This is a genomic window from Micromonospora sp. WMMD1102 (assembly GCF_029626265.1).
Classification (GTDB): domain Bacteria; phylum Actinomycetota; class Actinomycetes; order Mycobacteriales; family Micromonosporaceae; genus Plantactinospora.
Genome location: NZ_JARUBN010000001.1, coordinates 7232390 through 7251726 on the forward strand (window position 1 = coordinate 7232390; position 19337 = coordinate 7251726).

Below are 19337 nucleotides of genomic sequence, written 5' to 3' on the forward strand. Positions count from 1 at the left end.
GATGACGGATAGGACATCTGACGAGCAACGGCTGCTCCAACTCCACCACGACTGGTATTATTCCAACTTCAATATCAACATTCCGCTGATGAGAACGGTATTTCCCCGCGGAGAAGAAAACTTCTTGATGTTCAACCTCAACGGCCACCCGTACTTCGGCGTCGACGACCTCGCCGACCTGTGGTCGTACTACGCCCGCACTGGGCGTTGGGGTCTCTGCGCGGACTACGTTCTCAGGGTCGAGGCCCTCGGTGACCTGGGCTACGTGCTCTCCGAAGGGACGTTCCCCGCTTGGAAGGTCAAGGACCCCGACGGGAACTTTCTTCCCGACGACCAGCAGCGCGATCTGACCCTCCGCTACCGGTCCACGGAGATCTATAAAAGAGACGACGGCGCGGGGCAGCCCGAATGGAAGATGTGGCACTTCCACTGTTCCACCCGCCCCCCGGACGACGAGGCGCCGCCGGCCAAGACGGAACACGACGCGGCGGGGGTCCGCGGCCTGGGTAATACCCCGTACAGCGTGGGGATCCGAACCGAGTACAAGGTCGGCCCATGATGCTCCGGTACCGATCGGTGCGAACCCGCAGAAAGAACGACGTTACCGTGCTGGAGCTCGGTCCCGATGGCGGGAACGGCAAGGCGCCGGTCCTGCTGGTGCATCCGGTCAACCTGAGGAAGGAATGTTGGCTCGACCTCATGCGCGGGTTGCTCGGTGATCGGCGGTGCGTCGCGGTGGACCTCGCCGGGCACGGAGAATCGAGCGACAGCGTGGGCTACAACCTTGACGGTTGGGTGTGGGACTGTCTCGACGTCGTGACGTCGCTCAATCTCGGCCGCTACCACCTCGTCGGCGGCTCGCTCGGTGGAACGATCGCGTTGTGCCTCGCGGGCGAACTACCGGCCAGGGCGATGTCGGTCACGATGATGTGCAGCTCGATCCGGTACGAGTCGGATCCCGCGGCCGGGCCGGAACCTGACGTCATGCTCGGCACCGGTACCGTCGGCGAGCTGTTCGACCTACTCTCCGTCCAGGCGCCGACGCCGGGTTCACCGGTGCCGCTCGTGGCTACCATCCGACTTCTCATCCGACATCTCGAAACGGCCGAACCGGGTGGCAAGCCGATGGTAGGGGGCACCGTGACGTTCTCCGGTGTGGGCAGGAACGAGGGCGGGGCGGTGGCCTGCTCGGCGTCGAGGCGGCTGCCCACGCCTGCGGCGTCGGTCCGTTGCGACCTTCATCAGGGCCGGCGTCGACGCGATCGCGACTCAAGTCGGTCGTCGAGTTCTCCTACGGTCCAGAGGAGCTGGGCCTGCCGGCATCGGCCTCGCGCTGCGCATCGACTTCGATCCGGACCGGAGCCGACCGTCTGGCAGAGCCTCATACGACTGCGTGCGGTGACGTCGAGCGTCGGTGCGAGATCGCGGCGAGGTGGTCGCCGTGGGTCCCAGTTCGCCCACCTCATCGACGAACCTGCGCAAATCGGGACCATTCCCACGACGACAGACGAGATCCTGGAGATGGCAGCCCGATGAATGGATCCAACGCCCACCGCCCACCGCGCCCGGAAATGCCGGCCGTCGGCTTCGTCCTTGGCAGCAGTTTCCACCCCGCCGAGCTGATCGCCGTCGCGAGGGCGATCGAGGACAACGGGTTCGGCAGTGTGTGGTCGACCGAGGACTACTTCAAGACGGGAGGCATCTCGGGGGCGGCGGTGGTCCTCGGCGCCACCCGCCACCTCTCTGTGGGGACTGGTCTTATTTCGACCTATGCCCGCCATCCGGCGCTGACCGCGATGGAGGCTGCCACCCTGGCCTCCGCCTACCCGGGACGGTTTCGGCTCGGTCTCGGACCGGGCGGGCTTGGATGGCTCGACCAGCAGGGGATCCGGCATCCCCGGCCGGTGTCCCACGTCCGGGAAAGCGCGCGCGCGGTGCGCGCACTACTCGCCGGGGAGGAGCTCTCGGGCGAGTACGACGGCCACACGTTCGAGCGGGTGCGCCTCACCTTCGTTCCCCGACAGGCGCCGCCGATCCTCGTCGGCGCCACCGGCCCCAGGATGACGGCGATCACCGGGGAGGTCGCGGACGGCCTGCTGCTGTCGGTCCTCAGCACACCAGAGTTCGTCCGGATCCAGCGCGGGATCATCGCCAGCACGGCTGGGGACGCGGTCAGGCCGATATCGACGTTCGCGTTCTTCGCCCTCGACGAATCCGTCGACCGGGCTCGGGCCATTGCCCGCCCAGTCCTCGCCGCCTACCTCGCGGAGACCGGGGGCACGGTGATGACCGACGCGATCGGCATTACCGGGCAACTGCGGCGGCTCCTGGCCGACGGAGACGCCGCCGACCTCGCTGCGGACATGCCCGACAGCTGGGTCGATCGGCTAGTCGTTTGCGGTGACCTCGACACCTGTCTCGAACGCATCAACGAGTTCGGCCGGGCCGGATCCGACGAGGTGGCGCTGGTGCCGCTCGCGGTCGGCACCCTGCCGGAAGACATAGCGAAGGTCGGCTCGGCCCTGCATACCGGGTGACGCCAAGATCGTCATCTTCGATGAATCGGGCGCCGCGCTGGTGCAGGCCACTCCGATCGCGGCTGCCCGTACCGCAGCTGGGACTTTCGCCGATACCTGCCAACAGCACGGCATCCGCCGCTGAATGGGTCGTGCCGGATCGTTGTACGAGCCCTGGCCGAGGCGCTCTTCGCTCCACTTGATGGTTCGGACTGTCCGGTAGGTACAGCGAAGTGCCTGCCACGTAAGGGGCCGTGTCCTGGCTGATCTTGCGGTGATGATCGCTGACGGCGTGAGGCGATCGCCGACATCGACGTGGTGCGGCATCAGGCACACGTGTTCGGGCGGGTCGCCTCACCAGCCACCTGCTGGCGGGCCCTGGTCGAGGTCGACGACCTGCGGGTACGGCGCATCGCGCAGGCGCGGGCGAAGGTCCGGGCCCGGGTGTGGTCGTCGGCCAGGGATCAGCCGACGTACGTGTCGGCGAGTTGGCCGCGGAGTTTGGTGAGGGCGCGGGTGAGGAGGCGGCTGATGTGCATTTGGGAGACGCCGATTTGTTCGGCGATCTGGGATTGGGTGAGGTTGCCGTAGAAGCGGAGGGTGAGGATTTTCTGTTCGCGTTCGTCGAGGGTGGCGAGGGCGGGGCCGAGGGCGACGCGGAGTTCGGCGAGTTCGTATTGGTTGTCTTCGGTGCCGAGGAGGTCGCCGAGTTCGGTGGTGCGTTCGCCGTCGCCGGTGGGGGTGGACAGGGAGACGGCGTTGTAGGCGCGGGCGCCTTCGAGGCCTTCGAGGACTTCTTCTTCGGTGAGGTTGAGGTGGGTGGCGATGTCGGTGATGGTGGGGGAGCGGCCGAGGGTTTGTAGGAGGTTGCTGTTGGCTTCGCTGATGGCGAGGCGGAGTTCCTGGAGGCGGCGGGGGACGCGGATGTCCCAGGTGCGGTCGCGGAAGTGTCGTTTGAGTTCGCCGATGATGGTGGGGATGGCGTAGCCGGCGAAGTCGACGCCGCGGGTGGGGTCGTATTTGTCGATGGCTTTGATGAGGCCGACGGCGGCGGTTTGGGTGAGGTCGTCGGTGGGTTCGCCGCGTCCGCTGTAGCGGTGGGCGAGGTGGTTGGCCAGGGGGAGCCAGGCTTCGATGGCTTTGTCGCGGAGGGTGGCGCGGGAGGGGTGGTGGGTGGGGAGGGCTGCCATGGCGTGCAGCAGGTCGGTGGCGGTGTCGTTGAGGTTGGGTTTGGCGGCGGTCTTGGTGGTGGTCTTCGTGGCTGTGGTGGTGGTCATGGTGGGTCTCCCTGCGTCGTGGGCGGGGACGTGGTTGTCCGGTGCGGGTTCATGTGGTGGTGCGGGTTCGTGTGGTGTCGGGTTCATGTGGTGGTTCGGGTGGTGGCGTATGGCTGTTCAGGTGTCACCTTAGCCCGTTGGTATCGGCTGAGGCTAGCCGAACGGCTGATGTATAAAAGTTTCTTACCTGACCAAAGTAGGGCACAATGGCGCATGATCGGCTCGCGTTTTCGTCGATCACCGACTGAACGAGATTCGCCGATCACACGTTCAGGTCCCGACGACGGCGAGATGATTACCGCCTGTGGGTTCAAGGTGGCGGGATGTGATCTACCGGACGGACCGGGCCGGCGGCCGGGGTACGGCGTGATCCGCCCGCGTCGGATCATCCAGCGCTGGGGACTGGACCCGGAGTCGTTGCCCGGTGAGGAGGAGCGGCACGCCTCCTGGCTCGAACTCTTCTTCGACCTGGTCTTCGTGCTGGCACTGGCCGCCGTGCAGAACCGGCTCACCGACGAGGTGCCGGACGCCGACGATATCCTCCGGACCGCCGCGCTCTACGCGATCGTCTACTGGGCCTGGGTCGGCCAGGCGATCTACGACACCCGGTTCGACCCCGACGACCTCGGTCACCGGCTGGTCGTACTCGTCGGAATGGTCGGGGCCGGCGCCATGGCGGTCGGCGTCAGGGACGCTCCGGACACCCTGCTGCTGCCGGTCGGCTACCTCGTGGTCCGCGGCACCCTGCTGGTGCTCTACCTCCGGGTCCGCGGCACCAACGCCACCACCCGGCGGCTGACCACGGTCTACCTCAGTGGGTTCGGCGCGGGCCTGCTGTTCTGGGTCGCCTCGCTCGCCGTACCCGCGCAGAACCGGCCGATGCTCTGGCTGTTCGGGCTGGTCGTCGAAGTACTGACACCGTGGCTCGGCCGCCGCTGGCTGATCCGGCACCCGGTGCACCCGTCGCACCTGCCGGAACGGATCGGGCAGTTCACCATCATCCTGCTCGGGGTCAGCCTGACCGACCTGATCGACGCGATGCCGAGCCGGCCCTCGCCGGCCGCCGTCGTGGTGGCGACCACCGGGTTCCTCATCCCGGCCTCGATCTGGTGGGTCTACACCACCTTCGTGACGCTGGGCCTGACCAGGTCCCGGTTGAGCGCCGGCATCGGCTACGCGACCGTGCACGGGCTGATCGGCTCCGCGTTGCTGCTGCTCGGGTGGTGCCTGGGGCAGGCCGTCCGGGAGGTCGGTGCCGGCCGCGAGGACCTGCCCCGGATGCTGCGCCTGATGCTGGCGGTCTCGCTGGCCAGTTGGATGATCGGTGGCCTGGCACTGCAACGGATCGCACTGGGTGCCATACCGCCGCTGCGGATCGCGGTCACGACCGTCACCGTGGGGCTGCTCGGCGCCGTCACCCTGGTGCCGCCGCCGATCGTCCTGATGCCGCTGCTCGCCGTGCTGACGATCGGCTACGCCGCCGTCAGCAGCCGGCTAATCGTCCGGTTCGGCAGGGAACGGATCCAAGCTTGACCACGCCGCCCGGCGCGACCGGGCCACCAGCCGCCGGGCGTGACCGCGACGCCGAGTGGCGGGCGCGGTCAGGCGGCCAGCCGGCGGGCACGGTCGCGTACCCGGCGGGCCGCGAGGTGCGCGGCCGAGAAGCTCCGGCCGGCGCCGACCCGGAGCGGCTCGGGGACGTCGGCCAGCCCCCGGTAGTGCACGGTGAGCAGTTGCAGCCAGCTCATCAGACCGGCGAGTTCCTGGCCCAACGGCTCGGGACGGCCGGCCGGGTCCACGGCGAGCGGCCCGGCGTACCCGTCGACGGCAGTCTGTAGGGCGCGGTGCCCCGCAGCCAGCTCCGGCAGCAGCTCGGCGAGCGGGACCGGGGTGCCGGGCCGGACCTGGTGCCGGCCGAGCAGCTCGGCCACCGCCTCGGCGGCGGCGCCGACGGCGGCGGCGAACCGGCGCCGCTCCTCGTCCGGTACCGGCGTCATGCCGCCCACCCCTTCGGCGCCGCCTCCGGTCCGCCCAGCGCCCGCCGCAGGTGCACGCCGGTCGGCGAGCCGTCCAGCTCGACCAGCCCGCGCGGCTCGCCCTGGTAGAGCACCCGGCCGCCCCGGCTGCCGCCCTCCGGCCCCAACTCCACCACCCAGTCGGCGTGCGCGACCACGTCCAGGTTGTGCTCGATCACGAGTACGGTCGCCGCGTACTCGTCGACCAGCCGGTCCAGTACGCCCAGCAGCCGCCGCACGTCCGCCATGTGCAACCCGGTGGTCGGCTCGTCCAGCACGTACGCCGGGGCGCCGCCCCGCAGGTGCGCGGCGAGCTTGATCCGCTGGCACTCGCCACCGGAGAGGCTGGTCAGCGGTTGGCCGAGCCGCAGATAGTCCAGCCCCACGTCGGCCGTCGCCGCCAGCACCGGCGCGATCCGGCGGTTGCCGGCGAAGAAGTCCCGCCCCTGCGCCACCGTCATCTCCAGTACGTCGCCGATGCTGCGCCCGCGCAGCCGGTAGCCGAGCACCTCGTCGGAGAAGCGCCGGCCGTCGCAGGTCTGGCAGACCAGCGGGACGCCCTCCAGCGCGCCGAAGTCGGTATGCACCACGCCGAGCCCGGCACAGGTGGCGCAGGCACCGGCGGAGTTGGCGCTGAACAGCGCCGGTCCGACCCGGTTGGCCCGGGCGAACCCGGCCCGGATCTGGTCGGCGATCCCGGTGTAGGTGGCCACAGTGGAGCGGCGGTTGGCGTGTGGCATCGACTGGTCGACGATCACCGCCGCCGGATGCTGCGCCCGGAACGCGCCGCCGACCAGGCTCGACTTGCCCGCGCCGGCCACCCCGGCGAGTACGGTCAGCACCCCGGCCGGCAGGTCGAGGCTGAGGTCGCGCAGGTTGTTGGTCCGGGCGCCGACGATCGGCAGTACTCCGGTCGGGGTGCGCACCGCCGCCTTCAGCCGGGTGCGTCCGGTCATCGCCCGGCCGGTGTGGGTGCCGGCGTCGACGAGCGCGCCGACGTTCCCGGCGAAGACCACCCGGCCGCCCGCGGTACCCGCTCCGGGGCCGAGGTCGAGGACGTGGTCGGCGGCGGCGATCACGTCCCGGTCGTGCTCGACGACGAGTACGGTGTTGCCCTTGTCCCGCAGCGTCCGGAGCAGGCCGGTGAGCCGGTGCACGTCCCGGGGGTGCAGGCCGACGCTCGGCTCGTCGAAGATGTAGAGCAGGTCGTTGAGGCTGCTGGAGAGGTGTCGCACGATCTTGACCCGTTGCGACTCGCCCCCGGAGAGCGTGCCGGTGCGCCGGTCCAGGCTCAGGTAGCCGAGCCCGATCTCCACCAGGTGTCCGACCTGGGCGGCCAGGGCGTGCAGGACCGGTTTGGCGGCCGGCAGTTCCAGTCCGGCAAGTACGCCGAGCAGTTCCTCGGCCTCCATCGCGGAGAGCTCGGCGATGGTGTGCCCGCCGACCCGGCTGGAGAGCGCCAGCGGCGAGAGCCGGCTGCCGCCACAGGCCCGGCACGGCACCGAGGTGGTGAACTCCCGCACCATCCGGCGGGTCCGCTCGGTCGGCTCCGCCGCCTGGTCGAGGTAGCGGCGGCGGAACTTCACCACCGCGCCCTGGTAGCCGAGGTTGACCGTGGACCCGGCCACCTCCAGCGGCACGGTCCCGTCGGTGGAGTGCAGCAGGTCGTCGAGTTCCCGTTCCGAGTACGCCGAGACCGGCTTGTCCGGGTCGAGCCGGCCGGAGTTGGCGAGCAGGTGCCAGTCCCGGCTGCCGACCTTGAAGGGTGGGGCGAGCAGCGCACCCTGGTTGAGCGACCGGCTCCGGTCTAGGAAGACGGTCAGGTCGACGTCGGTGATCTCGCCGAGGCCCTCGCACTCCGGGCACATCCCGGCGGGCATGTTGAAGGAGAACGCGTCGGGGTAGCCGACGAACGGCTCCCCCACCCGGGCGAAGAGCAGCCGCAGCAGCGGGGCGATGTCGGTGATGGTGCCGACGGTGGAGCGCGGCCCGCCGGTCAGCGGTCGCTGGTCGACGGCGACCGTCGCCGGCAGGTGGGCGATCAGGTCGACGGCCGGGCGGGCGGAGTTGGGCAGGAAGGTGCGGACGAACATCGGCAGCATCTCGGTCAGCTGCCGCTGGCCCTCGACGGCGATCGTCCCGAAGACCAGCGACGACTTCCCCGACCCGGAGACGCCGGTGACGACGGTCAGCCTGCGTTTGGGGATCTCGACGTCGACGGCGGCGAGGTTGTGCTCGCGGGCTCCGCTGACCCGGATCCACTCCGCGACCGGCGCCCGCTGCCCGGAAGATTCAACGACACTCATTCCTTCAACTGTATCGTTGAAGTTCGATGTTGAGACTTTACTCTGGCCTGACGCTCCGACGTGGAGCAGAAGTCTCAACCAGCGGGTCACCTGCTGTCGACGGTCCGGAAGAGGTCCGGGCGAGGACGGCGGCGGATCAGGCCCGGAACGGGGTGACCGGCAGCCCGGCAACCCCCGGGGTGGCCCGGAACAACGCACCGGCCGCCGGTTCCGGGTCGTCCAGGCCCAGCCGGGAGGTGGTGATGTAGAGGTCGCGCAGCTCCGGGCCGCCGAACGTGCAGGCGGTGACCTGGCCGGCCGGCACCGGAATCCGTACGTCGAGCCGGCCGTCCGGCGCGTAGCGGCGTACCTCGGCGCCGCCCCAGAGCGCCACCCAGACCCCGCCCTCGGCGTCCACCGTCAACCCGTCCGGGGCGCCCTCGTCGGGCTCGATCCGCACGAACGGGCGGCGGCCGGTCAGCACCCCCTCGGCAACGTCGTAGTCGAAGACGTCGACACGCTGGGTCGGGGTGTCGACGTAGTACGCCAGGGTGCCGTCGGGCGACCAGCCGAGGCCGTTGGAGATGGTGACGTCGGCCAGTACCCGGCGGGGCGTCAGGTCGGCGTCGAGCCGGTAGAGCGCCCCGGCCCCCGGCCTGGTGTCGTACGCCATCGAGCCGCAGTAGAACCGGCCGGCCGGGTCACAGCCGCCCTCGTTCATCCGCAGGTCCGGATCGGTCCAGAGGTCGGGCAGCCGGCGTACCGGCCGCAGTTCGGCGTCGGTGAGCACGAACCCGCGCTCCACCGCGACCAGGTAGCCGTTCCCGGCCCGGGGCCGGACCACCGCCGCGACGCCGTCCACGTGGTGCCGGGCCACCTCCCCGGTCCCCGGCTCCAGCGCCAGTACGTCACCGGCCAGCATGTCCACCCAGAGCAGCCGTTCCGTCCGGGTGTCCCACACGGGGCCCTCGGCATGCTGGCAGCACGCCTCCGTCACCTGGGTCACCCGCGTCGCGTCGTCCATCACCCTCGTACTCCTCTCGTCAGCCCCGCTGCCCGACCGCCGCACTGCCCGACCGCCACGATCCTCGACCGTCACGATCTCGGCAGCTCGATCATGTCAGCGCGGCACGGTGCCGACGATCGCGATGCCGTCGGCGATCTCGGCGGTGGCGTTGGCGGCGTAGCCGAGCACCAGTCCCGGCGGGCCGGGGCGCTGCCGGTGCCAGGAGAGCGGCTGCACCTTGACGCCCCGGGCCAGCGCCGCGGTCGCCAACTCCACGTCGTCGACGCTGCCGTCGGCGAATGTGATGGTCAGGTGCAGCCCCGCCGCCGCGCCGTGCAGCACCGCGTCCGGCAGGTGGGTCCGGATCGCCGCGATCATCGCGTCCCGGCGGCGTACGTGCCGCCGGCGGAGCAGCCGCAGGTGCCGTTCCAGCGCCCCCGACCCGATCAACTCGGCGAGCACCAGTTGCGGCAGGGCGGCGTTGCCGAGGTCGGCGGCCCGCTTGGCGTCGACCAGGGCGGCCCGGTAACGGCTCGGGGCGAGCAGCCAGCCCACCCGCAGGGCCGGGGCGAGCAGCTTGGAGACGCTGCCGGCGTAGCAGACCTGTTCGGGCAGTACCGCCCGGAGCGCGGGCACGGGTGGCCGGTCGTACCGGTGCTCGGCGTCGTAGTCGTCCTCCACGACCAGCCCGCCGCCGGCCGCCCAGCGGATCAGCTCGCGCCGCCGGGCGCCGTCCAGCACCACCCCGGTCGGGAACTGGTGCGCCGGGGTCAGCATCACCGCCGGTGCGCCGCTGTCCACCAGTTCGGCCACCCGCAGCCCGCCGGCGTCGACCGGGATCGGCGGCGTCGCCAGTCCCCAGTTGCGAAGCTGCTGCCGGACCCCGAGCGAGCCCGGGTCCTCCACCGCCACCGTCCGCACCCCGTCGTGGTGCAACACCTGCCCGAGCAGGGTCAGCGCCTGCGCGACCCCGGCCACCACCAGCAGGTCGTCCGGATCCACCGCGATCCCCCGGTTGCGGGCCAGCCAGTGCGCGACGGCGACCCGGAGTCTCGGGGTACCCCTCGGGTCGCCGTAGCCGAAGTCGCCGGGGGCGAGGTCGTGCAGCACGGCGCGTTCGGCCCGCAGCCAGGCCGCGCGGGGAAACGCGGCGAGATCGGGTACGCCGGGCGTCAGGTCGATCCGGGCCGGCGCGGCGCGCAGCGAGTCGAAGACGTCCAGCCGGGGCGCGCTGGCGAAGATCTGCGAGTCGGTGCCGCCCAGCCGGGCCTCGGCGGCGGAACCTCGGGGGGCCGGCACCGAATCGCCGGTACGCCGGGAGCCGGTGGACCCCGACCGCGGGGCGGGGGTGCCGAGCGGAGCGGAGACGACGACGGTACCGGCACGGCCCCGGCCGGCGACGTGCCCGTCCTCGACCAGCCGCTGGTACGCCTCGGTGACCACGCCCCGGGAGACGCCCAGCTCGGCGGCGAGTACCCGGGTCGCCGGCAACCGGCCGCCCACCGGGACCCGGCCGTCGGCGATAGCGCAGCGCAGCCGGTTGGCCAGCCAGTCCGCCCGGCCGCCGGCCGGCGCCTCGCCGATGTCGAGCTGGAGGAAGTCGGAGCCGGCCGTCATGGACCCGTCGGCTGCCTCCTGTTTGGCCCTGTCCATCAGGCCATTGTGCCGGGCAGAGTGATCGCAGGCGACATCGCCGCCGCCAGGCCGCGCGGCGCAGGACGACGGGGTGAGGCGACACGTGTACTTCCAGCACTCGACCGAGATCTGGTCCGACCATCCGGAACTCGTGGCCGGGGTCGTCGCCGCCACCGGGCTCACCCGGCGCCCCGGAACCGCCGACGGTGTCGAGGCCGGCCGGACCGCCGGGGACGGCTCGCAGATCGAGTCGGCGATCGAGACGGGGACCGGGTCGGCGATCGGGTCGGCGATCGCCAGGTTCACCGCCGCCGCCGAGGCCCGCCTCGAGACCGGGCCGGTCGCCGAGCAGCCGGAGATCCGGGCCTGGCGGCGGACCTTCACCCGGATGGGGCTAAAGCCGACGCAGTACCGGTGCGCGGCCGAGGCGCTGCTCCGACGCTTCGCCCGGGAGGGATCGCTGCCCCGGATCCACCCGCTGATCGACCTCTGCAACGCCGCCTCGCTCGCCTTCGCCATCCCGGTCGGCGTCTTCGACGTCAGCCGGATCAGCGGAAGCCTTGAGGTACGCCCGGCCGAGGGCAGCGAGACGTACCAGACCTTCTCGGGTGAGGTCGAGCACCCGGCCGCCGGTGAGGTCATCTTCGCCGACGCCACCGGGCGGGCACACGCACGGCGCTGGACCAACCGGCAGAGCGGGTACTCGGCGGTGCGGGAGAGCACCGACGACATCCTGATCGTGGTCGAGGGACTGCACGGATCGGCGCCGGTCGACGTACCGAAGTTGACCGCCGCGCTGGCGGACGAACTAGTCGCGCTCTGGGCGGTCCGACCGACGACCGCGATCCTGACCCGCGACAATCCGCGCTTCGAGTTCGGCCGCTGAACCCCTACGACCCGCCGACTCGGGGGTGGCGGGCCGTGGGTGTACGGGCTGTTCCGGAGACGGTGAGAGGGCCAGCCCCTGTTGCGGGGCTGGCCCTCTCGGTGCTGCTGTGTTGCTGTGCTGTTGGTGCTTATGCGGAGTAGCCGCGTTCGGTGGCCCAGTTGGCGAGGTTGATGGTGCTCATCCAGTACTGGGCCTGGTCCGGGTTGGCCGGGTCGGCGATCTTGACCTTGCGGCCGTGGTCGTCGTAGCCGACGACGGTCAGGTAGTGCCCGCCGGGGTAGGAGTGCGACATGCCGTCGACGTCGGTGGCGGTGCCCTTGATGTTCATCACGACCGGACGCTTGGCGTCGATGGCGTTGACGATGTCGACCTGGAGTCGGTCCATCTGTTCGGGCTTGGCGGTGCTGTCCGGGATCGCGACGGTGCGGTAGTTCTTACCGCCGGTGGTGTTCAGGACCCGGGTGGTGTCCTCGGCCGAGTTGGTGCCGGCCTCGGTGGTGCCGAGCCGCTTGGCGACGTCGTCCTGGCTGGGGGTCTGGCCCTGCGCGGACAGCGCGATCCGGGTCGCGGCGGGGGCGCAGTAGTAGAAGTTTTCCTGCGCCTTGTACTGGTAGTCGAGGGTCTTCGACGGTGCCCGCTTGTCGATGTCGCGGATGTCGTTGGTGACCGCGGCGGCGGTCGGGTTGCCGCCGGTGGGCGGGGTGTCGGTCGAGATGGCGGGGGCGGCGAACGCGCCGCCGACGACGGCGAGGCCGGCGATGCCGAGCGCGGTCTTACGGATCGGGGTGTCGGTGATGGCCGGGAGCCACCGCTTGACGTTGGTCATGATGGTCACCTTCCATTTCCGGGGGTACGACACCACCACCCGCGGGTGCGCGGTGGCGGGTCGAAAGAGGGAAAGAAACCCGAAGCTCAGAAGTTCTCAGGGGGATGCCCGGGGGGATGTAACGACGCCCGCCGGCTGCCCATTCCCCGGGCACCCGGGGGGTGGCCAGGGCTGCGGGGTGCTGCTGCGGACGTACGCCGGGTATAACCATGGCCACCGGCCCGATGTTCCGCGACCCGGCCCGACCAGCCACCCGATCATGACCAAAAACCGGACACCCGGCTCAGGACCGGACGTCGTGGAACCCCTCTAGCAACGCCAGCACGGCGGCCGGATCCTCGACGTGGGCGTTGTGCCCCAGACCGGACAGCGTGTGCGACGGTACGCCGAGCCGGGCCAACTCGTCGGCACCGACCATCGGGTCGTGCTCGCCCCTGGCCAGCAGCACCGGCACCGACGCCGCCGACAGCAGGCCGGCCATCTCCGGCGCCCCGACCCCGAACGCGCGCGGGTCCATCGCCAGCCGCCAGCGACCGCCCCCGGACGCGAGGATTCCGCCGTCGACAACCGGATCGTCCGGTTCGACGATCCCGACCAGCCCGGAGACCCGCAGGTGCCGCTGTGCCGCCTCGGCCCGGGAGTCGTACCAGCCGACGGGCCGGGCGGCCAGTGCCACAGCCCTGCCCAGCTCGTCGGAAGTCCAGCCGACCTTCACACCCAGCCCGACAACCGCCTCGACCGCCCAGCCCGGACCGGTGCCGCCCGGTTCCGCCGAGACCGGACCGCGACCGGCCGGCTCCGCCGACACCTGCCCGGCCGGTTTCGCCGATGCCTGCCCGGCCAGGGCAAGCCCGACGGCGCCGCCCAGCGAGTGCCCGAGCACCACCACCCGGTCACCAGGCGCGAACAGCCCGGCCAGGTTGGCGGCGAAGGAGTCGAAGGAGTACCGGTCGAGCGGCGCCGAGCCGCCGTGCCCGGGCAGGTCCGGCGCCAGCCAGCGGCCCGGCCAGTGTTCGGCGAGCAACCCAGCCCAGCCCCGCCACACGTCACCGGTCGCGCCCATCCCGTGCAACAGCAGCAGCACCGGCTGGCCCGCACCCCCACCGGCCGCGACCCGCAGCCCTCCGGCCTCCGCACCTCCACCCGCCATGTCGAGCAGTCTGCCACCGGAGGTTGTCCTACCGTCCACTTAGCATGGCCGAATGCCGGATACTCCCCCTGGCGGGGCTGTCAGCGGGGCCGGGATCGGGCCGGGTGCGGTGGCGGTGCTGACGCTGCCGCGCGGCGGACACGGTGCCGCCCAGGTGGTCTCGGTCGGCGACGAAACGCTGCTGGTGTACGCCCTGGACTGGTATTCGGCCGAACGGCCGACCCTGGCGCAGCTCGCCGGGGCCGGTCCGCTGCGGCTGCGGCACCACAGCCACACCGGAGCGCTGGCGGCCGTCAACATACGGCGGGACGACCCCATCCCGCTCGACTTCGACTGGCTCGGTGACCAGCCGCTCCGGCCCGGCGCACCCGAGACCTCGGCCAGCTATGCCAGCTGGTCCTACCTGCCCGACCAGGTCTACCGCCAGCGCCAGTGGGACCTGCGGTTGCCAGAGCGGGTCAAGGCGGACTACCGGGCGGCCATGACCAGGGGCCAGGTCGAGGTCGACCTCGGCGGTGAGCCGGCGACGATGGGCGCGGCCACGCCGAGCCTCGACCTCGCCGGCTCGGCCCTGCTTCCGGCAAGCGGCGACGTGCGCTGGGCGGGACTCGACGCGCTGCCCCGGTGCACCACGCTGACCTGGCACGGCCCGGCACGCGGGTTGCCCGAGGCGCTCGCGGCCCGGCCGATCGTCGCAAACCTGACCTGGCACGATCCCCCGTCCGAGATCGACCTGACGGCCGGCAACCTGACCAGGTTCACCCTCCGCGGCTCCGGTGTGCGGGTCCTGCGGCTGCCGCCCACCCTGCTGTACTGCGGACTCGTCGGCGGCTTGCCGGCCACCGTCGAGGCGGCCGAACGCGGACGGTGGATCGACCTGAGTGTCGAGCTCCCCGACACTCCGATGCTGCTGCCTGCCGGGCTGCACGGCGTACGCCGCCTGGGTGTGCGCGCCGACGGGGTGGTCTCGGCAGCGTCGCTCGGCGCGCCGGCCGAGCTGGAAACGCTCCGGTTGAGTTGGCGGAAGGCGCCCGGCCTGCTGGTCGACGCCGACCCGCTGGCAACGCTGTCCCGGCTGTACGCCGTCGAACTGCTCGACGGGTACGGCTGCGCCGCCGACACTCTGCCCGATCTGCCGGCCCTGCGCCATCTGGCGGTTGACGGGCTGCGCCGCTCGGTCGTCGCCGCGCTGCGGACCCGCTACCGGGACACCGGCGTCGAGCTGCTGCTCCGGGGGGCGAAGTCCGACGCGTGGCTGGAGGCGAACTTCGGCAACCCGTTCCGGGACTGGGTCGACGACGATCCGCGCGGCGGCACGGCCGCCTGCCGGGCGTACTCGACCGCGTTGCGGGCCGTCGACCGGCTGCCGACCGAGGGCGATGCTCGGGTCCGGGCGGCCGAGCCGATCCTCCGGACCCTGGTCGACGCGCTCAACCGGATCGAGCAGCGCTACGAGATCATCGACACCGTCAACCGCGAGCAGGCCGGGGACGCGTTCCTTGCCCTGGCGGACCGGGCCGGGGTTCCGGCGAAGCTCGCGGACGACTGGTTCGACGACTGGCGCGATTTCTGAGTTGCCGCCGAGCGGTCAGCGCAGCGCGGTCGCCAGCCCAGCACGTCGGCCGTTCGTCAGCGTAGTGCGGAGGCCATCCGGCGGACCGCCTCGGTGACCAGTTCCGGCGAGGTCGCCAGGTTGAACCGGACGTGTCCGGCCCCGTTGGTCCCGAAGGCCGGCCCGGGGACCAACGCGACCCGGCCACGCTCCAGGAACAGCTCGGCCGGGTCGGCGGGTGCCCCGGCAGCACCGGCCGGCAGGGTCAGGTCCCGGCAGTCCAGCCAGGCGAGGTAGGTGCCCTCCGGCGGCCGGTACCGCACCTGCGGCAGGTGCTCGGCGACCAGGTCGCCGAGGAGCCGGCGGTTCTGGTCGAGCCCGGCCAGCAGTTCGTCGAGCCAGGGGCCGCCGTAGCGGAACGCGGCGGTGTGCGCGAGTACGCCGAGGTGGCTGGCGCCGTCGCCGGCCACCTTCGGCATCCGGGCCAGGTCGTCGGCGGCCGCCGGCCCGGCGACCAGCAGCGCCGCCTTCACCCCGGCCAGGTTCCACGCCTTCGACGCGGAGTACAGCGCGAGGCCGCGCTCACCGCCGGGCATCGAGAGGTACGGCCGGAACGTCGCGCCGCGACAGACCAGCGGCGCGTGGATCTCGTCGACCACCACGCGTACGCCGTACCGGTCGGACAGCTCGATCACCATCGCGAGTTCGTCGGCGGTGTGCACGGTGCCGGTCGGGTTGTGCGGGCTGCACAGCAGGTAGGCGGCCTGCCGGCCACCGGCGACGGCTTCGGCGAAGGCGGCTGCCAGGGCGTCCGGGTCGAGCCGGTGTTCCGGGTCCAGCGGCGCCTCGACCACCCGCCGGTCGGCACTCCGGATGAAGTCGTAGAACGGCGGATAGACCGGCGGGTTGATCACGACCGCGTCGCCGTACCCGGTGACCAGCCTGAGCGCCTCGACCACGCCGAGCATCACGTCGGGGACCAGCCGGGTGTGCTCCGGCTTCGGTGCCCAGCCCCAGCGTTCCCGGGCGAATCCGGCGAGCGCCGAGGCGTAGTCCGCGCCGCCCTGTGGGTAGCCGGTGTCGCCAAGCGCGACCGCGTCGGTCAGCGCCCGCGCGACCGGCTCGGCGAGCGGCACGTCCATCTCGGCGACCCAGAGCGGCAGTACGTCCGGCGGGTACCGCCGCCACTTCTCGCTGCTGCGGCGCCGCAGGTCGGCCAGGGAGAGGGTCTGCAAGGGGTTGCCCACCACGCCACGGTACTCGCCCCCCGGCCCCGGCCCGCCCCGGCCTGAACACCGCACCAGCCCGGGCCGGCCGTCCCGCCTCCGCGCCAGGGCGATCAGTGGGGGCGGGACACTCTCGCGCGCAGACTGTCGAGCTGGGTGCACAGACGGGGCAGGCGTCGATCCGCGGTGGACGCGCCGTGGCCGGGTCGGACCGACCGGACCCGATCTCGGATCTGGATCTGGCGGCGGGAGCGCAGGCGGGGCAGCTCGACAGTCTGCGCGAGAGGTAGTAGTCCCCGGCAGCGAGGGCGCCGAGGCTAAGGGGTGCGCCGCGTTCCGGCCGCGTCTGCTGAGCACGCGTGCCCGCAGGCTAGGGCAGCTGCACGGGGTATGACCCGGGCCCGTACGGCATCGAACTCGGCTGCACCGGATAGGTGTCCCGACGTTCGGCCTGGGCGAACCCGGCGGACCGGCTGTTCACCTGCGGCCAGCCGCCGGCCTCGTGGAACAGCCGCAGCGCGGTCGCCACCACCTCGGCCAGGGGCTCGTTCGCCTCGATCTCGATGGTGGCGCCCGGAGTGTCGATCCGGACCTTTGTCGGGTTGGCCGAGCCGTCACCGGACGACCTCGCCGCCGTCGAGCCGGTCGGCCCGGGGTCGACCGGCGTGGAATCGGCCGATCCGGCTGCGGCGGTGGCCGGCGATGCCGTGGCGGTGGGCGGGGCCGGCGCCTCGGTGGTGCTCGGCAGGTCCGGCGTCGCCGGATCGGCCGGGACCTCCGGCGGCGAGGTCTCGGGGACCGGCGAGGTCTCCGGCACGACTTCCGGGGCGATCTCCGGCGGTGCCGGCTGGGCGGGAACCGTACCGGCGGAGGAGACGGATGGGGATGGTTCGGTCGTCACCACGTCATTGTCGGGTCCGGCCGCACCGGTCCGCCACGACCGTCCCGGCGTCCCGATCTGGCCGTCGGGCCCACCCAGCCGGCGATCAGCCGGCGACCAGTGCCGGCTCTCCGGCTCCGGGCCGCCCCTCCTGCTGGTCGAACTGGGTCCGGTACAGCTCCTCGTAGCGGCCACCGGCGGCGAGCAGCTCGTCGTGGGTGCCGCGCTCCACGATCCGGCCCTCCTCGACCACCAGGATCTGGTCGGCGGCCCGTACGGTGGAGAGCCGGTGCGCGATCACCAGCGCCGTACGGTCGGCCAGTGCCTCGCCGAGTGCCGCCTGCACCGCCGCCTCGGAGGTGGAGTCGAGGTGTGCGGTCGCCTCGTCCAGGATCACCACCCGGGGGCGGGCCAGCAGCAGCCGGGCGATTGTCAGCCGCTGCCGCTCACCGCCGGAGAGCCGGTAGCCGCGCTCGCCGACCACGGTGTCCAGCCCGTCGGGAAGGCTCTCGATCAGGTCGGCGAGCCGGGCCCGGCGCAGCACGTCCCACAGTTCGTCCTCGGTCGCGCCGGGCCGGGCCAGCAGCAGGTTGGCCCGGATCGTGTCGTGGAACAGGTGCCCGTCCTGGGTGACCAGGCCGAGTGTCTCCCGTACGGAGTCGGCGGTGAGGTCCCGAACGTCCCGCCCGGCCAGGCGTACGGCACCGGCGTCGGCGTCGTAGAGCCGGGGTACGAGCTGGGCGATCGTGGACTTGCCGGCTCCCGAGGAGCCGACCAGGGCGACGAGTTGGCCCGGCTCGACCCGGAACGACACGTCGTGCAGCACGTCGACCCCGCCCCGGGTGTCCAGGGTGGCCACCTCCTCCAGCGAGGCGAGCGAAACCTTCTCCGCCGACGGGTAGCCGAACGTCACCCCGTCCAGCTCGACCGAGACCGGCCCGTCCGGCACCCGCTCCGCGTCGGGCTTCTCGGTGATCAACGGCTTGAGGTCGAGGATCTCGAAGACCCGCTCGAAGCTGACGAGTGCGCTCATCACCTCGACCCGGGCGCTGGCCAGCGCGGTCAGCGGGGCGTAGAGCCGGGTCAGCAGCAGGGCGAGCGCGACCACGGCGCCCGGTTCGAGCTGGCCGCGCAGCGCGTAGAAGCCGCCGAGGCCGTACACCAGGGCGAGGGCCAGCGCCGATACCAGGGTGAGCGAGGTGATGAAGACCGACTGCACCATCGCGGTGCGTACCCCGATGTCGCGGACCCGGCGGGCCCGGAGGGCGAACTCGGCCGACTCCTCCGCCGGCCGGCCGAAGAGCTTGACCAGGGTCGCCCCCGGCGCCGAGAAGCGCTCGGTCATCTGGGTGCTCATCGTCGCGTTGTGGTTGGCGGCCTCGCGCTCCAGCCGGGCCAACCGGCTGCCCATCCGGCGGGCCGGCAACACGAATACCGGCAGCAGCACCAGGGCCAGCAGGGTGATCCGCCAGGAGATCCCGATCATCACGACCAGGGTGAGCAGCAGCATGACGAGGTTGCCGACGACTCCGGAGAGGGTGTCGGAGAAGGCCCGCTGCGCGCCGATCACGTCGTTGTTGAGCCGGCTCACCAGGGCACCGGTCCGGGTACGCGTGAAGAAGGCGACAGGCATCTGCTGCACGTGGTCGAAGACGGCTGTCCGCAGGTCGAGGATCAATCCCTCGCCGATGCTCGCCGAGAGATAGCGGTTGTAGAGCGCGAGCCCGGCCTCGACGAGCGCGACGACCCCGATCAGCACGGCGAGCCCGACCACCAGGTCGGTGCTGCCGTTGCCGACGATGCCGTCGACCACTCGCCCGGCCAGCACCGGCGTGGCCACCGCCAGCACCGCCATCACCACGCTGAGCAGCAGGTAGCAGGCGAGTCGTCGACGGTGCGGCCGGGCGAAGCCGGCGATCCGGCGGAGCGTGGCCATCGAGAACGGGCGTCTGTCCTGCTGGGCGTGCATCGCGTGGTAGAGCGAGTTCCACGCCGTGACTTCCATATCCATCGTGCCTGCTCCCCCTGTGAACACCGAATCGACCGGACCATATCGGCGCCCACCGACATTAGGACCTCA

General features: G+C 71.7%; 16 protein-coding genes. 6 read left to right on the plus strand and 10 right to left on the minus strand.

Annotation, left to right across the window (positions count from 1 at the left end):
* Position 1: 1 nt before the first annotated feature.
* The 3 genes from O7626_RS32780 to O7626_RS32790 are packed head-to-tail and all read left to right on the plus strand — an operon-like array spanning position 2 to position 2537.
* A complete protein-coding gene (locus tag O7626_RS32780) occupies positions 2 to 559 on the plus strand; it encodes a hypothetical protein (RefSeq protein WP_278064870.1) in 558 nt (185 codons plus the stop codon).
* Complete coding sequence (locus O7626_RS32785; protein ID WP_278064871.1) at positions 556 to 1536, plus strand: alpha/beta fold hydrolase; 981 nt, start codon at positions 556 to 558, stop codon at positions 1534 to 1536. The genes O7626_RS32780 and O7626_RS32785 overlap by 4 nt, the downstream gene beginning before the upstream one ends.
* Positions 1533 to 2537, plus strand: a complete 1005-nt coding sequence (locus O7626_RS32790) for an LLM class flavin-dependent oxidoreductase (protein ID WP_278064872.1) — start codon at positions 1533 to 1535, stop codon at positions 2535 to 2537. Before O7626_RS32785 ends, O7626_RS32790 begins: the two co-directional genes overlap by 4 nt.
* 443 nt (positions 2538 to 2980) lie before the next feature.
* Here O7626_RS32790 and O7626_RS32795 read toward each other — a convergent pair whose 3' ends face one another.
* Positions 2981 to 3793, minus strand: coding sequence for a SigB/SigF/SigG family RNA polymerase sigma factor (locus O7626_RS32795; RefSeq protein WP_278064873.1), 813 nt, complete (start codon positions 3791 to 3793; stop codon positions 2981 to 2983).
* Positions 3794 to 4159: 366 nt separating this feature from the next.
* Here O7626_RS32795 and O7626_RS32800 point away from each other — a divergent pair, with 366 nt between their 5' ends.
* Positions 4160 to 5326: a low temperature requirement protein A gene (locus tag O7626_RS32800; RefSeq protein WP_278064874.1), complete on the plus strand. Its 1167-nt coding sequence runs from the start codon at positions 4160 to 4162 to the stop codon at positions 5324 to 5326.
* Positions 5327 to 5394: 68 nt separating this feature from the next.
* Here the strand turns inward: O7626_RS32800 and O7626_RS32805 are convergent, their stop codons facing one another.
* From O7626_RS32805 to O7626_RS32820, 4 genes are all read right to left on the minus strand, one after another.
* The gene (locus O7626_RS32805) at positions 5395 to 5790 is read right to left on the minus strand and encodes a hypothetical protein (protein ID WP_278064875.1); all 396 of its coding nucleotides are present in this window, start codon (positions 5788 to 5790) and stop codon (positions 5395 to 5397) included.
* On the minus strand, positions 5787 to 8114 hold the full coding sequence (locus tag O7626_RS32810) for an excinuclease ABC subunit UvrA (RefSeq protein WP_278064876.1): 2328 nt from the start codon (positions 8112 to 8114) through the stop codon (positions 5787 to 5789). The genes O7626_RS32805 and O7626_RS32810 overlap by 4 nt, the downstream gene beginning before the upstream one ends.
* 136 nt (positions 8115 to 8250) lie before the next feature.
* On the minus strand, positions 8251 to 9117 hold the full coding sequence (locus O7626_RS32815; RefSeq protein ID WP_278064877.1) for an SMP-30/gluconolactonase/LRE family protein: 867 nt from the start codon (positions 9115 to 9117) through the stop codon (positions 8251 to 8253).
* 96 nt (positions 9118 to 9213) lie between these two features.
* Positions 9214 to 10752 carry a PLP-dependent aminotransferase family protein gene (locus O7626_RS32820; RefSeq protein WP_278064878.1) on the minus strand — a complete coding sequence of 513 codons (1539 nt, stop codon included), beginning with the start codon at positions 10750 to 10752 and terminating at the stop codon, positions 9214 to 9216.
* A 73-nt stretch (positions 10753 to 10825) separates the two neighbouring features.
* On the opposite strand from O7626_RS32820, the gene O7626_RS32825 reads away from it, so the two are divergent.
* Positions 10826 to 11620 carry a phenylalanine--tRNA ligase beta subunit-related protein gene (locus O7626_RS32825; RefSeq protein ID WP_278064879.1) on the plus strand — a complete coding sequence of 265 codons (795 nt, stop codon included), beginning with the start codon at positions 10826 to 10828 and terminating at the stop codon, positions 11618 to 11620.
* Positions 11621 to 11750: 130 nt separating this feature from the next.
* Here O7626_RS32825 and O7626_RS32830 read toward each other — a convergent pair whose 3' ends face one another.
* Together O7626_RS32830 and O7626_RS32835 are read right to left on the minus strand one after the other, a co-directional pair.
* Positions 11751 to 12449: a C39 family peptidase gene (locus O7626_RS32830; protein ID WP_278063504.1), complete on the minus strand. Its 699-nt coding sequence runs from the start codon at positions 12447 to 12449 to the stop codon at positions 11751 to 11753.
* A 283-nt stretch (positions 12450 to 12732) separates the two neighbouring features.
* Entirely contained in the window at positions 12733 to 13599 is an 867-nt protein-coding gene (locus O7626_RS32835) for an alpha/beta hydrolase (RefSeq protein ID WP_278064880.1), read from the minus strand.
* A 52-nt stretch (positions 13600 to 13651) separates the two neighbouring features.
* On the opposite strand from O7626_RS32835, the gene O7626_RS32840 reads away from it, so the two are divergent.
* Complete coding sequence (locus O7626_RS32840) at positions 13652 to 15172, plus strand: hypothetical protein (protein ID WP_278064881.1); 1521 nt, start codon at positions 13652 to 13654, stop codon at positions 15170 to 15172.
* Positions 15173 to 15228: 56 nt separating this feature from the next.
* On the opposite strand, the gene O7626_RS32845 is transcribed toward O7626_RS32840, so the two are convergent.
* The 3 genes from O7626_RS32845 to O7626_RS32855 all read right to left on the minus strand — a co-directional run bounded on the left by O7626_RS32845 (position 15229) and on the right by O7626_RS32855 (position 19268).
* Positions 15229 to 16398, minus strand: coding sequence for an aminotransferase class I/II-fold pyridoxal phosphate-dependent enzyme (locus O7626_RS32845; RefSeq protein ID WP_278064882.1), 1170 nt, complete (start codon positions 16396 to 16398; stop codon positions 15229 to 15231).
* Positions 16399 to 16747: 349 nt separating this feature from the next.
* Positions 16748 to 17278 carry a hypothetical protein gene (locus O7626_RS32850; protein WP_278064883.1) on the minus strand — a complete coding sequence of 177 codons (531 nt, stop codon included), beginning with the start codon at positions 17276 to 17278 and terminating at the stop codon, positions 16748 to 16750.
* A gap of 85 nt (positions 17279 to 17363) precedes the next feature.
* Positions 17364 to 19268 (minus strand): ABC transporter ATP-binding protein, encoded by a 1905-nt coding sequence (locus tag O7626_RS32855; RefSeq protein WP_278064884.1) that lies wholly within the window; start codon positions 19266 to 19268, stop codon positions 17364 to 17366.
* Positions 19269 to 19337 lie beyond the last annotated feature (69 nt).